The 14,414-nt window shown below is 42.0% G+C and carries 13 protein-coding genes; 9 read left to right on the top strand and 4 right to left on the bottom strand.

The genetic code is table 11. From position 1 onward, the window contains the following. Nucleotides 1-191: hypothetical protein (locus ACM0OP_RS21770; RefSeq protein WP_414530501.1), on the top strand; the 191-nt coding region annotated here is incomplete at its 5' end. Between the two features lie 100 nt (nucleotides 192-291). Here the strand turns inward: ACM0OP_RS21770 and tnpA are convergent. Continuing rightward, nucleotides 292-702: an IS200/IS605 family transposase gene (tnpA, locus tag ACM0OP_RS21765; protein WP_414530500.1), complete on the bottom strand. Its 411-nt coding sequence runs from the start codon at nucleotides 700-702 to the stop codon at nucleotides 292-294. Nucleotides 703-763: 61 nt separating this feature from the next. Here tnpA and ACM0OP_RS21760 point away from each other — a divergent pair, with 61 nt between their 5' ends. From ACM0OP_RS21760 to ACM0OP_RS21735, 6 genes are all read left to right on the top strand, one after another. Next, a complete protein-coding gene (locus tag ACM0OP_RS21760) occupies nucleotides 764-2,005 on the top strand; it encodes an RNA-guided endonuclease InsQ/TnpB family protein (RefSeq protein ID WP_414530499.1) in 1,242 nt (413 codons plus the stop codon). Nucleotides 2,006-2,580: 575 nt separating this feature from the next. After that, the gene (locus tag ACM0OP_RS21755; RefSeq protein ID WP_414530498.1) at nucleotides 2,581-3,594 is read left to right on the top strand and encodes an AraC family transcriptional regulator; all 1,014 of its coding nucleotides are present in this window, start codon (nucleotides 2,581-2,583) and stop codon (nucleotides 3,592-3,594) included. Between the two features lie 249 nt (nucleotides 3,595-3,843). Further along, nucleotides 3,844-6,513: a TonB-dependent siderophore receptor gene (locus ACM0OP_RS21750; protein ID WP_414530497.1), complete on the top strand. Its 2,670-nt coding sequence runs from the start codon at nucleotides 3,844-3,846 to the stop codon at nucleotides 6,511-6,513. A gap of 14 nt (nucleotides 6,514-6,527) precedes the next feature. Next, a complete protein-coding gene (locus ACM0OP_RS21745; protein WP_414530496.1) occupies nucleotides 6,528-7,505 on the top strand; it encodes an iron-siderophore ABC transporter substrate-binding protein in 978 nt (325 codons plus the stop codon). Nucleotides 7,506-7,509: 4 nt separating this feature from the next. Further along, nucleotides 7,510-7,890 (top strand): DUF1636 family protein, encoded by a 381-nt coding sequence (locus ACM0OP_RS21740; RefSeq protein WP_414530495.1) that lies wholly within the window; start codon nucleotides 7,510-7,512, stop codon nucleotides 7,888-7,890. A gap of 298 nt (nucleotides 7,891-8,188) precedes the next feature. After that, complete coding sequence (locus ACM0OP_RS21735; protein WP_414530494.1) at nucleotides 8,189-8,944, top strand: Fur family transcriptional regulator; 756 nt, start codon at nucleotides 8,189-8,191, stop codon at nucleotides 8,942-8,944. Between the two features lie 36 nt (nucleotides 8,945-8,980). Here ACM0OP_RS21735 and ACM0OP_RS21730 read toward each other — a convergent pair whose 3' ends face one another. Then, nucleotides 8,981-9,403 carry a type II toxin-antitoxin system VapC family toxin gene (locus ACM0OP_RS21730; RefSeq protein ID WP_414530493.1) on the bottom strand — a complete coding sequence of 141 codons (423 nt, stop codon included), beginning with the start codon at nucleotides 9,401-9,403 and terminating at the stop codon, nucleotides 8,981-8,983. Further along, nucleotides 9,396-9,656 (bottom strand): hypothetical protein, encoded by a 261-nt coding sequence (locus tag ACM0OP_RS21725; RefSeq protein ID WP_414530492.1) that lies wholly within the window; start codon nucleotides 9,654-9,656, stop codon nucleotides 9,396-9,398. Before ACM0OP_RS21725 ends, ACM0OP_RS21730 begins: the two co-directional genes overlap by 8 nt. A 32-nt stretch (nucleotides 9,657-9,688) precedes the next feature. Here ACM0OP_RS21725 and ACM0OP_RS21720 point away from each other — a divergent pair, with 32 nt between their 5' ends. Then, the gene (locus tag ACM0OP_RS21720) at nucleotides 9,689-11,461 is read left to right on the top strand and encodes an ABC transporter ATP-binding protein (RefSeq protein ID WP_414530491.1); all 1,773 of its coding nucleotides are present in this window, start codon (nucleotides 9,689-9,691) and stop codon (nucleotides 11,459-11,461) included. Between the two features lie 29 nt (nucleotides 11,462-11,490). Next, nucleotides 11,491-13,455: an ABC transporter ATP-binding protein gene (locus tag ACM0OP_RS21715; RefSeq protein WP_414530490.1), complete on the top strand. Its 1,965-nt coding sequence runs from the start codon at nucleotides 11,491-11,493 to the stop codon at nucleotides 13,453-13,455. A 71-nt stretch (nucleotides 13,456-13,526) separates the two neighbouring features. On the opposite strand, the gene ACM0OP_RS21710 is transcribed toward ACM0OP_RS21715, so the two are convergent. Continuing rightward, the coding region (locus tag ACM0OP_RS21710; protein ID WP_414530489.1) for a tyrosine-type recombinase/integrase at nucleotides 13,527-14,414 on the bottom strand (888 nt) is incomplete at its 5' end.

The following is a 14,414-nucleotide window of genomic DNA, read 5'->3' as shown; positions in this document are numbered from 1 at the left end:
CTTACCAGTGCCAGAAAGAGCATAGTTTTTGGTTCCTTAACCGCAAACCCAATTTGCTGAATACTGCTGTCAGTAGAGCAAAGGAATTGTTTGTTTTGGTGGGTAATCTCAGGGAACTAGAATTAGCTGGTGGTGAAACCAAGCGGTTGGTTGAACATATTCGGCTACATGGAGAAATTCGTTCTGAGTGAGGCTTGAACTTCTTGTGCTATCCTTCCCCACTCTCAGTAAAGCGGAGTGGGGAAGGATAGCACGGTAATTTTAGAGATTTGATGCCTCTAAAATTACCAATTATTTTTTTGGTGTATCTTGATTCTGGATGTACTTCTTAAGTACATCTATTGGTGCGCCACCGCAAGAAGAAACGTAATACGAATTAGACCAGAAAGAAACCTTTCCCCAATAATATTTTTTTACATCTTGAGGAAATTCTTTTTTTAGCATTCTTGCTGTTGCACTTTTTAAGCTACCAACAACAGCAGCAATAGAGTTTTTCGGGTGGAAGTCTAGCAAGATATGTATGTGGTCTGACTCCCCGTTAAACTCAATTAACTGGCAGTCCATTTTATTCGATACCTGCTCAATCATTTGCTTTAATCTGTTGAGCATTTCTGTATTTAAAGCCTTGCGTCGGTAGTGCGTTACAAACACAAAGTGTAACCTCACACTAAAAACGCTGTGAGAACCTTTTCTGACTTGCATATTGACAGGGTACACCCAAAAATATTAGCATACTCAAATATAACAAATAGGTCGATATGTTATGGCTACCAAGCGAATTACTTTTAGGCTTTACCCATCAAAAGAGCAAGCCAACAAAATGCACTATTGGCGACGACTCCATAAGGATTTGTACAATGCTTGCGTTGAGCATCGCAGAACTTCTTATAAAAAGTTTGGTAAGTCAGTAGATTATTTTGATCAACAAAATTGTTTACCTGATTTTAAAGAAGAATGGGTGGAGTACAAAGAACTGGGTAGCCATGCTTTGCAGGATACTGTTAAGCGTGTTGATTTTGCTTTCAAGCGGTTTTTAAAACTCAAATCTGGTTATCCAAAATTCAAATCTAGTCGTTATTACAAGGGATGGACTTATCCCTGTAATTCAGGATGGAAAGCTTGCACTAATGGCAAAAATGGTTATCTAAAAATATCTAACTTAGGTAACATTAAAATGCGTGGTCAGGCTAGGGATTGGGGTAAAACTAAAACTTGCACAATTATCTTCAAACAGGGTAAATGGTATGCTTCAACCACTGTTGAGTGTATTCCAACTCGTCCACAAACTGATACAGGTGCGATTGGTTTAGATTTTGGTGTATATCATGCAATTGCTGATTCTAATGGCGATACAATTGAGAATCCTAGATTTGTTAAAAACGCACAAATCAAAATCAACAAAATAGCTAAAACCAGTCGCAGGAAAAGACCACCCAAAAAGGGGGTTAAAGCTTCAAACCGCTGGAAGAAAGCAAATAAAGCTGTAGCCAAAATACAGTCTAAAGTTGCCAGACAAAGACAAGATTGGCAGCACAAAGTCTCTACACAGATAGTTAGCTGTAATAGCCTGGTAGCGACTGAGAAATTAAACCTTAAAGGGATGACTCGTAAATCTAAAAAAGGCAGTAAAAGAAAACGTCAGAAGACAGGACTAAATAGGTCTTTGTTAGACGTGGGGATTGGCCATCTCAAAGACTTAATTAAGTACAAAGTCGGTGAGGCTGGAGGGTTTTACGTCGAGATCCCAACCACTAAAGTAAAGCCATCTCAAACCTGTCCTAATTGCGGTCATCAAAAGAAAAAGTCATTAGCAGATAGGGTTCACCATTGCGAAGAGTGCGGATACCAATGTGATAGAGATATCGCCGCAGCAATGGTCATGCTCAATTATGCAAGGGGCATGGAACGTGCCTCTTTAGATGCAGATGAGTCAACCTCTACTTGGTGCGGAAGCTTTAAGCAAGTTGCTCAAATGAAGCATCGGAAACGTGCATCTCAGGCGTAGCCGGATGCGCGTAGTTCATTTCAACATTTGAATATTGGTGTTGGCCTTAAATTGACACTCCCCACGCATAGAATGCAGGGGATTCTTAACTTATTGGAAGTCCAACGACTTTACCCTCATTAACCATCGTAACGCGATAGCGTTCCCGGAGCGTGTGCTTTGCACTCAGCGCTGCTGCAAGCAGATCGCTATCGCTGAAATCTATGTAGGAAGGTAGTTTTACTTTTTTAGCTTAATTGATAATCTGTAACGTGAAAAAAGTATTTGCCAAAAAGCCAGGGTTTTTGCCAGATAAAGAAGCGAATTTTTGAATTTTGGATAAAGTCGAGCTTAGAATGAGATGTCAAAAACCAGATTTAGATGTTATTTAAGTACCCAAGCAAGATTAATTGCACATCGTTATTGAAAACAAAAATCTCTGTAATTCTTCCCTGTTAAGAGTTAAAAGTTCCCTCTCCTAAATATAAAATTTATTTTGCACGACTACTTAATTTATCGAACAATATTATTGCAAATCTTTATTGAAAAGTGTACATTTATACTTGATTATCTTTCGCCCAGCAGGAATTAGAATTGTGCCACTAGACACAGCAAGGATGATCATTCAAACAGAATATGATGCATTCTGGGAAGAAGCCGAAGAATGCGGTGATGTCCCTTGGCAGTGGAATGATTTTGAGGGACGGCGGAGTATTCCCAAGCAGTTGGGGCAAGGGGAAGTAAGAGTTATTAATCTACATCCGGGACTAAGCATTAGCATTAATACTTATCAATATTGGCGACCCCTATTGTTAGATTATGATTGCATTGGGGGAGATGTGTTATTATCCAACTTTTATTTAGCAGGCGATCGCCGCATCATTAACCCCGGCATCCAGTTTGAAGAAGATCGCTCGGAAACAACTGGTGAAACCTGCCTTTGCTACATCAAACAAGGGCGCTCGATTGAGTATTTCCCAGCCGAACAAACCCTGAAGAGTGTGGGAATTAGGGTAGATTTAGAACGATTGCGGTCTTTTGGCATGAGTTGGGACAATACCTCATCCCTACTGCAATTGTTAATTGAGGGGAAATCTGTCACCAACTTCCATCAAACGCTCAATCAAAGTACACCTGCCATGCAGCAGGCAATTCAACAGATACTTAACTGTCCCTATCAAGGGGTATTTAAGCGGATATATTTGGAAAGTAAGGTACTAGAATTACTGGTGTTGCAGTTTGAGCAATTACAAGGACAGCAGAAAACATCCTCTACACACTTGAAATTTCGCACCGCAGATATTGAAAGACTGCATCTGGCTAAAGCTATTGTGCAACAAGAACTAGAACATCCTCCCACATTAATTGACCTAGCAAGACTTGTGGGATTGAATGATTTCAAGCTCAAGCAAGGTTTTCGACATCTATTTGGCACGACGGTATTTGGCTATTTGCATACTTGTCGAATGCTACAAGCCCAGCAGTTATTGAGCGATCGCTCCTTGGGTATTGCCGAAGTTGCCCAGCGTGTCGGGTATACTAGCCCCAGTCGGTTTTGTCAGGCTTTTAAGCGGCATACAGGCATGACACCAAGGGACTTCCGTCGCTAAAATTCGCGGCTAAATCTTGCTAAAAATTCTTCACGCGATAATTACAAGCGGGTAGGGTATGAGTTCATTCGCTGCACCCGAAAAAAATCCGTTTGGGGCAAGAAAAAATCCGTTTGGGGCAACTTCATTTTCAAAAAATGCTTTATTCTCATTTTTACTGAGATAGATTCCTGATTAATAGGAAGCTAAATCTATTGGAATTGAAAATCGAGTGCATTATTTAGTCTTGCCAGGTGTGTGGTGTAGCCAATGAAAACCAAGCAGTTATCGCCAATTTTATTACTCACAAGTTCTGTATGGCTTGTGTGTGCCATGAGTGCAACAGCCCAGCAGGTAACAAACTCACAAACTCAGAGTCAATCTATTGCTTCTGTATTACGTCAATCTCGGAAAATTAGAGAAATCCCCCAACTGAGTCAAATAGAGCATCCCAGCACTAGCGCCCAAATGTTAGCGCAGTCGCCAGCACCGACTAACCCCCCTGAGCAGCAGGCTGTAATTGAAGTCACAGGAGTACAAGCAAATCCCACTGAAAAAGGTGTGGAGGTGATTTTACAAACAACTCAAGGCGAACAACTGCAAATCACTAATCGTAGTGCTGAGAATAATTTTATTGCGGATATTCCCAATGCTCAACTGCGTTTAGCTAGTGGTGATGGATTTACATTCAGTTCCCAAAACCCGGTTGATGGGATTAGTGAGATAACGGTGATAAACCTGGATGCCAATACGATTCGGGTGACGGTAGCGGGTGAAACAAGGTTGCCAACAGTTGAGTTATTTGACAGTGATGAAGGTCTGATTTTTGGCTTCACACCTGCTGCAACTGCAATGCAGCCTGAAACAGAGCAGCCAACTAGCGAAATACCGCAAGAAGAACCATCAGCGCAGGGTGATGAGCCGATTGAATTGATAGTAACCGGACAGCAGGATAATTATCGTGTACCTGATGCAACCTCTGCCACCAGAACCGACACCCCATTACGAGATATTCCCGCCTCTATTCAAGTCGTACCACGTCAAGTAATTGAAGACCGGGGTATTACTAACGTGGCAGAGGCTCTACAAAATGTCAGTGGTACTAACTCAGAAATTTATGGTGGAAATTATGCCTCCCCTCGCTTACGTGGGTTTGCAAGTTTTGACTCATTTTTTAGAAATGGGACTTCACTTGGTGGTTTTGCCTATGACAACTCTAATACAGATAACATTGAGCAAATTGAGGTACTCAAAGGACCAGCCTCTGTACTCTTTGGTCAGGGTAGCCCTGGGGGAATTATCAATTTAGTTACTAAAAAGCCTCTGAGCGAACCTTACTATAATCTAGGCTTTTCTGTAGGGAGTTTTGAACAGTATCGCCCATCTTTTGACATTTCTGGACCTCTCAATCCTGAAAAAACCGTTTTGTATCGGTTTGTTGGCTCGTATAACAGAGCGCGCAGCTTTGTAGAGTTCGCCAACTCAGAGCGATATTTCTTAGCACCTAGCCTTGAGTGGAGAATCTCTCCTGACACCAAGTTAGCACTTGATTTGGAATTCATTGACTCTAGTGCAACTTTTATCTGTGGTGTTCCGGCGGTGGGACGAGGAGTGGCTGACATTCCCAGAAGCCGTGCTTTGTGTGAGTCGGGGGATTTTGGAGATCCGTTTGGGAAAGATGACCTCCAACGATATAACCTGAGTGCAACATTTGATCATCGCTTTAGCCAAGATTGGTCTGTGCGTAACACATTTGCTGCTAGATCGAGTAACTTGCGTAGGGCGCAAGGAGGTTATTCTAATTTCGATGAGGCCACGGGAGAATTTTCTTCAAGGTCATTTTTTACCTCAGATGACTCGGTTAGTTCTTACTTCAATAATTTAGACATTACGGGAAACCTTCAGACAGGTTCAATCGAACATAAATTGTTGTTCGGGTTTGAGTTTGGTAGAGAAACCCGTAACCGCAGGATATTTTTTGATGGATTTGATCTTGATACACCGTTTAATATTTTTAACCCTGTTTACTCTACAGAGAGATTTAGATTTGATTCCTTTCCATTTGGCACCCAGCGAGATGAAAACTTTACAACTTATGCTTTCTACCTGCAAGACCAAATTGCTTTTACAGATAATTTGAAGCTATTACTCGGCGGACGATTTGATAGTTTTCAAAGAAAAATTGATAACTTAATCACGTCAACAACTACAGAACGAACAACTTCTGTATTCAGTCCCAGAGTTGGTTTAGTTTATCAGCCGATACAGCCTGTTTCCCTGTACGCATCGTTTGTTCAAGGATTTCAGCCAAATACAGCTAACCTAGCAGATGGTTCTGCACCCCCACCACAAAAAGCAACCCAGTATGAAGTGGGTGTTAAAGCTGATTTAAGTGATAGGGTGAGTGCAACTTTGGCATATTTTGATATTACGAAAACGAACATACCCACAACTGATCCGGCTAATCGAAGTTTTTCAGTTGTGACTGGAGAAGTCAAAAGTCGAGGTGTTGAGTTAGATATCTCCGGGGAAATTTCACCTGGATGGAATATGATTGCTGCCTATGCTTATACAGATGCCTTTGTCAGCCAAGATAATAGAATTCCTGTGGGCAATCGGTTTGTCTTTACACCGCGTCACTCTTTTAGTTTGTGGAACACTTATCAGATTCAGCAAGGGACTTTGGAGGGGTTAGGATTTGGTTTAGGTTTATACTACGTTGGGGAACGAGAAGCTGATTTAGTAAATTCGTTCGCAGTTCCCAGTTATTTGCGAACAGATGCGTCTATCTTTTATCGTCGAGATAATTGGAGAGCGCAAATTAACTTTCAAAACGTGTTTAACACCGAATATTTTGTGGGAACTAATGAGTTTCGGGAAGGTGGAGTAATGCCTGGTGCGCCTTTCTCTGTTGTGGGTTCCGTGTCTATTACCTTTTAACTGTGTGGCTACTAGTGAAACTGACTTTTTCTTCTAGACTTGTCAAATTGATTTCCATCTTTGTGATCACAGTGACTATTTTAGCGATCGCAGCTTGTCACAGCAATACATCCCAGCTAAAAATGCAACCAAGCTCAAAAATGCGATCGCCAATAGCTACACAAGTTGTTGACCATGCTTTAGGTAAAGTCGAGATTCCAGTTGCACCACAAAGAGTCATCGTTTTACACGATATGTTGATTCTTGATTCCGTATTGGCATTGGGTGTAAAACCAATTGGTAGTGCCTACTCGCCTTATGACGGTGAGCGTTTTCGGGGGATTCCTCCAGAGTTAGTTGTTGATATCCCCACAGTCGGCAATATTGGCCAACCCTCCATAGAGGCAATTCTTGCTCTCAAGCCAGATTTAATTTTGGGAACGCATTTTCAAAAGAATTATTATGAATTGCTTTCAGAAATTGCGCCCACAATATTAATCAACCATCTCGAATTACAAGATTTCAAGGAAAGGCTGCGATACATTGCTCATGTACTAGGAAAAAGCGATCAAGCTGAGGAATTATTAGTTGTGTATCAAGAGCGAATCAAAAAATTACGGCAACAATTAGGGGAAAAGTTAGAGAAAATAACCGTATCTGTGATTGCTCTTGAAGGACAAAACATTTACACCTATAGAACAGATTTTACACTTGCTAGTCAACTTATTAATGATATAGGTTTGAGTCGTCCATTAATCCAACAAAATCAAAAAGAATCCCACTTAATATCAAGTATTGAAATGTTACATAGCCATGATGCAGATGTTTTGTTTGTTGATGACTATGAAAAATCAAATACTGAACCTTTATCGTTTTTGAAAAAGCAAATTTGGTCAACATTAAAAGCTTTTCAAAAAAAACAAATTTATGAAGTTGACTGGGGTGTTGGTGGTCCGTTTGGGGCTAATAGAATAATTGATGATTTGTTTAAATATCTCGTCAACACTCCTTAAAATCATGTCTAAACACACGATATTCATCTGCAAATCCTGCCACCGTTCATCTGAAAAAAGACCAGAAACTCCCCCAGTTGATGGCAATATTTTACTTGACCAACTAAACACTTTATGTACCGAAAAATTCCCAGATGATGAAATTGAAATTCAACCAGTCGGCTGTTTATGGGCGTGCAATCATGGCTGTGTTGTCTCCGTCGCCAGTCCAGATAAAGCCACATATCTGTTCGTCAATCTCACCCCTAAAGAAAGTGCCACAGCCTTACTAGACTTTATGCAACTGTATATCAAAAGTGATAAAGGAAATGTAGTTTGGAAACAAATTCCCGAAATATTGCAGCCTGCTATTTTCGCACAAATACCCCCACAGAATAATTCGTAATTCGTAGTTCGTAATTCGCAACTAATAACGTGATGTTATGCAAATACAGCGCTTTGCAAGTAAATGAGGTACAGACTTATAGAGTGTAAATCTTGTAGGGTGGGCATACTTCGACAAGTGTTACAGTTAGCTTGCCGAACTGCTCAGTACAAGTCTTGCCCGCCATTGTGTATTACTACTACGAAATCTGCTGTAAGCTCTAAGTGCGTATTTCGAGAATTGGTATTAAGTAGGTATTAGCTAATTATCCACATCCTTGAATTTTACCAGCACTGAAAGATTTGACTGGGCTGTTTTTATGGACGATTTTAAGACCTTAAAAACCAAATTAAATGCTCAAGGTTATCGATTGACTCCTCAACGTCAATTAATTTTTGAGATTTTCCAAACTCTGCCAACAGGTAATCATTTGAACGCCGAATCAGTACACTCGTTACTGCTAGAACGTGGGGAAACAATGAGTTTATCTACAGTTTACCGTATCCTCAAAATCATGACTAATATGGGGCTTATCCGAGAAGTAGAATTGGCACAGGCACAAAAACATTACGAATTCAACACTATATCTAGCTATCATCATCATATTGTGTGTGTTCAATGTCATCAGATTATCGAGTTTGAAAATAATTCTATTATTCAACAAGGATTAAAACAAGTAGAAACAATGGGCTTGCAACTAATTGATTGTAAATTCACACTGCAAACTATTTGTCCCGAAGCTCTACAGAGGGGATGGCCGACAATATCTAGTAATTGGGTATGTCCTCGATTTATCAAGACAGACAAAACCAAAAAATCAACCCATCAGCAATTAGATTTACCCCCTGATATTCAAGAAAAAACGCATCGCATCGGATTGAAAGAAAAATACATTGTAGTTTATACACCAAAAGATGAAATTAAAAACTATCAGCACAAAGCCAAATTAATTCCAGGATGGCGCTTGTCTAGAGAAGATATGTCCTGGTATTTTCCTTTAGAAAAAGCAGCAGATGTACTAAATATTTTTCAAGGATATGAAGTTGACCCCACAATATTTAACATCACAGTCTGAATCACAAATTTCTTCACTCAGTAATTTATAAAGGTATTAGCGTGGATAAAATACCCGTTCAAACGGCTGATTACGATAGCGACGATAGACATCAAAATCTTTATCCAATGTTGCTATTCCTGGAATATTCAAACGCTCAGAAATTGCCACTAATGCTAAGTCTGAAAAATCAGCAGGCAAGTCAAAATACTGAGCATTTAACTCAGTAATCCTGACAAAATCCGTACTTTGAAGCTGCTCGCATTCATAGATATGGTCAGACAAATGGCGTAAAAACTCATTCTGGACTCGATAATCTGATGCCAACAACCACATCACTTCAGTAACACATCCTAACGTTGTAATCAATCTTCCCCGATAGTTACTGAAAAACTCAATGACCTGAAGATGGTAGTGATCTGCCCGGTCATACAGTGCAACTAACACACCTGTATCCACTAGAATCACTGAATTATTCATGAATCTTGCCTGTTTTTTGCTGCAAACGCATTGCAATTAGAGCGCGGCGACGATCACGATCTGATAAACCACCGACCGAAAGCATTTGTTTGGGTTCTCCTCCCATACGTTCCAGTATTGTTTTTTGCTCAACGGGTGACACAACTTCAGGCGATCGCCGCGACTGTAACACGTTTAGTAATTGCAAAAGCGCACAGACAAGCTCATCAGGCGATCGCTCAATAGCTTGAATCAGTTCTTCTTTTGGGGTCATGTCTGTCAATCCATTACTACTGATTGAGAAATATGCAAATATCTCGTAATTACTATGTTTCCACATTAATCAAATATCTCCAACCGTTATGGCATCAATCACTGTTACTCTTAATTCTCTTACTCTTGGGTATTGGCTTACGGTTGCTCAATCCCCAAATCTTAGCTGCATTTATTGATATAGCCACCTCCGAGGCAGATTTCTCCCGCCTCATTCAATTAGCCCTGATGTTCTTAGGCATCGCCTTGACAACCCAACTCATTTCCTTGCTAGAAACCTATCTCGCCGCAGACATCGGCTTACGCGCCACCAACCGACTCCGGGCAAATCTCACTTTGCACTGCTTACAACTAGATATGTCGTTTCACAATCAGCAAACACCAGGTGCTTTAATTGAACGCATAGATGGTGATATCAGTCAATTAAATCATTTTTTCTCGCGTTTCATCATCGATTTTTGCGGCAACAGTATCTTCGCCATTGGTGTATTGATCGCTTTATTTTACATTGACTGGCGTATTGGCATCACAGCGATCGCCTTGGTGGTCATCCTAGTACTTACCTCTGAACATATCAATAAAATAGTCATTCCTTATTTTCAAGCAGAACGTGCCTCCAGTGCCAGTTTGTTTGGTTTTTTAGGAGAACGACTTTCTGGTACAGAAGATATCAGTGCCAATGGTGCAACAGCTTACGTCATGCACAGATTCTACGAGCGATCGCGCGATTTATTTCCCAAACTGGTAAAATCACAAACCTTTGGTGCAGGAGTATTTAGCATCTGGATTAGTCTGTTCACCCTGGGAAAAGCTGTAATTTTAGGCGTTAGCATCACACTGTTTTTGAATAACGCCTTTGCCATCGGCACAGTTTACCTCATCTATCGCTACATCGAATTATTACAACAACCCATTCAAAGATTTGGTCGCCAAATACAAGACTTACAAAAAGCTAGTGCGGCTTTAATTCGAGTGCGAGAATTACTCACCACCCAAAGTTCTCTTCCAGACATAGGACAAACAACTCTGAGTCAGCAAGCACTCAGCGTCAGTTTCCACCATGTTGACTTTCGTTATCCCCAGTCCCAACCTGACACCCACACCACATCAGATTTAGTATTGCGCGATATCTCCTTTTCGTTATCACCAAACAGCATTCTTGGTTTGTTGGGTCGCACAGGCAGTGGTAAAACTAGCATTACCCGTTTACTGCTGCGACTTTACGACCCTACCCAAGGCACAATTCGTTTGGATGGAGTCAACTTACCCGATATACCCCTAACTCAACTACGAGAACACGTCGGGATTGTCACCCAAGAAATTCAACTTTTCCACGCCAGCGTCCGCAATAACCTGACTTTGTTTGAATCATCTATCCCCGATGTACGTATTGAAGAAATGATTCAAGAAGTTGGTTTAGGGGACTGGTATCAATCTCTACCTCAAGGTTTAGACACTTTACTAGCTCCTGGTGGTAGCGGATTATCAGCCGGACAAGCTCAGTTACTAGCATTTGTGCGGGTGTTTCTCAAAAATCCTGGTTTAGTAATTTTAGATGAAGCTTCATCCCGTCTCGACCCAGCTACAGAACAATTGTTGACAAAAGCAATTGACCGTTTGTTAGTAGGACGCACCGCCATCATCATTGCTCATCGTTTAGCCACAGTCAAACGGGCAGACCAAATCATGATTTTAGAAGACGGTCATTGTTTAGAGTACGGACAACGCCAGGAATTAGCCTCTAATCCTGAGTCTCGCTTTGCCCAATTACTGCAAATCGGCTTAGAGGAGGCTTTTGGGAAGTGAACACTTTTCTAAATTCAAAGCAAAGCGACATGACAATTCCGACTTGGCGATACTTACTAAAATTAATTCGTTACAAACCCGTATTTTACCTAGCCAATGGATTATTAGCCAGTGGTTTATATTACTTCTTCCTCTTAGTACCTGGACTGATTATCCGTGAGATTTTTGATACCATCACAGGTGAAACAACCATCGGGGTGAATGTTTGGACATTACTGGCTTTATTGGTGGGAAATATTGTGGCACAGCAAGGATTCATGTTGATTGGTATCACTGCTGATGGTGTGTTTCGTATGTATGTCTCTACTTTACTACGTAAACATTTACTCACTCACATCTGGAAGCGACCAGCAGCACAAGCATTACCGAGTTCATCTGGAGAAGCTATTTCTCGTTTTCGGGATGATATTACGGTAATTCTGGATTTTTTAACTTTCTCTCTTGACCCTATCGCCCAAGGTTTAGCAATTATCATTGGTTTGGGAGTCTTATCTCGCATTAACTTGTGGTTAGCATTGGTGGTGTTTGCCCCTCTGGTAGTGACAGTTGCGACTATTAATTTCGCTAGTAAGCGCATCCGTCAATATCGACAAGCTAATCAGGAAGCAATTGGAGGAGTAACGGGGTTATTAGGGGAGATATTCACGGCAGTACAAGCAATTAAGCTGGCTGGTAGCGAAAAACGGGTGGTGGAATATCTTCAGGGAGTCAATGAAGTGCGTCGTCAAGCTGCCCTGAAAGATTTGTTGTTGAGTGAAGTACTCAATTCATTTTTAACCAATTTGTCAAATCTGGGTACGGCTATTTTGCTCATAGCAGCAGCTCACATCATCCAAAATACTACAACCGACACTTTCACAGTGGGTGATTTGGCTTTATTTGTGACTTATTTGGGAGAGTTTGCAGTGATTGCAGGCTTTTTCGGCTCGTCTTTGACTCTTTATTTTCAAACTGAGGTGTCTTTGCTGCGACTGTCTGAACTGATACCGGGTGTACCACCTTTAAGTTTAGTTGCCCATGAGCCGGTTTATCTGCGTGGTAAGTTACCCCAGTTATTTGAACCTCCCCAGAATGAAAAAGCAGGGGAGCAGGGGGAAAAATCACCCACAAGGGGGAGCCAGTCTCGTGGGCGGGTTTCCCGACTTGAGAGAACTGGCGTTGAGATTTCAACCAACGGGGAAAAGGAGCAAGACGGAAGAGGACAAGGAGCAGGGAGCAGGGAGCAAGGGAGAGAACCTACCCCCCTCCCCCTTCAAGACCAACATTTGGAAACGCTAACGGTGAGGAATTTAAGTTATTACTACCCTGGTACTCAGTGTGGTATTTCTCAGGTGAATCTAACTGTGAAAAAAGGTTCATTGACGGTGATCACTGGGCGGATTGGTTCTGGTAAAAGTACTTTATTGCGGGTGCTGTTAGGGTTGTTACCTCAACATACAGGTGAGATTTTCTGGAATAACTACCAAGTTGAAGACCCAGCCGCTTTTTTTATTCCTCCTCGGAGTGCTTATACTGCCCAAGTACCGCAACTGTTTAGCGAAACTTTACGCGATAATATTTTGTTGGGACTGCCGGAGGATCAAGTTGATTTAGCTGGTGCTATTCATTTGGCGGTGATGAAAAGGGATATCGCTAATTTAGAACATGGTTTAGATACTGTTGTCGGTCCCAGGGGAACTAAATTATCTGGAGGACAGATTCAACGGGCGGCGGCGGCGCGGATGTTTGTCCGCCAGTCTCAGTTGTTGGTGTTTGATGATTTGTCTAGTGCTTTGGATGTGGAGACTGAACGCAGTTTATGGCAGGGTTTGTTGGCCATGAACCAATTTACTTGTTTGGCTGTTTCTCATCGTCAGGTGGCTTTACAGCAAGCTGACCAAATTGTTGTGCTTAAAGATGGTAATGTCGAAGCGATCGGCAAGTTGGATGAATTACTGGCTACCTGTGAGGAAATGCAGTTTCTCTGGTCTGAAGAATTGGGACAGATTAGTTGAACGTACCCCTCAAAAATTGCTTAGACAATATTTGCCTTCGTCAAATCGGTTAGGACAGTATTGACAAGCTGTTAAAACGGCTCAGACCATCGCTTAACTAAAACCTCTCCAGAACTCCTATCAGGACTTACGTGCAGATATTTACTCGTAGTATCCAAACTTGTATGCCCTAAAGTAGCCTGAACCAAATGCACCGGAACACCTTCATCCAAAGCATGGGTAGCGTGACTGTGCCTAAACCAGTGGGCTGAAACATTCATGGCATTCTCTAATTCCGCCGCCGCCGCCGCCCTTTTCACCACCCTGTCAATATGGGAAGGTGCTAGAGGTCTACCCGCAGCACTGGCAAACACAGGCGCATCCTTCAACGCCTCACCGCGCAGTGACATTAACTCCAGCCATAGCGACTGGGGGACATGAACTCGCCGAGTGCGCCCACCCTTGCCATAAACATTAATCTGCCCACCACCACCGCGAGAAGCAATCGCATCCTTCCACCGCAACCCGCACAACTCAGACACCCGAATCCCTGTTAAATACAAAGTCTTTAAAATTAACCGATTGCGCTTGTCAGTCGTCGCGGCAATCATCGCATCCACATCCTCCGGCGTAAGAATACGCTCAACCAAAGTATCCTTGGGCTTAGGCAACTTGAACTGCTTGGGGATAGGGCTACGAGAAATCGGCGGTTTCTCCAAACTGGTCACATAGGAAAAAAACGCCTTGAGAATGTTGAGATGCTTAACCTTAGTCGTGTCTGCCTCTTGCAGGAAATCCAACCATTCCCGAACATGACGGATCTGAATTTCGGCGATCGCCTCCACCGAAGTAAAACTTAGGAACTTGCGAATGGTATTGTGATACGATGCGCGAGTTTTACCGTGATGCACGTCCAACCATTCTTCCACCAACTCTGTCAGCGTTCTCATACCGGGGATCAGTGTGTGATGAGTAGAAAC

It is taken from the genome of Nodularia chucula CCY0103 (genome assembly GCF_963923915.1).
Lineage (GTDB): Bacteria > Cyanobacteriota > Cyanobacteriia > Cyanobacteriales > Nostocaceae > Nodularia > Nodularia chucula.
This window is presented reverse-complemented; position numbering and strand designations above follow the sequence as displayed.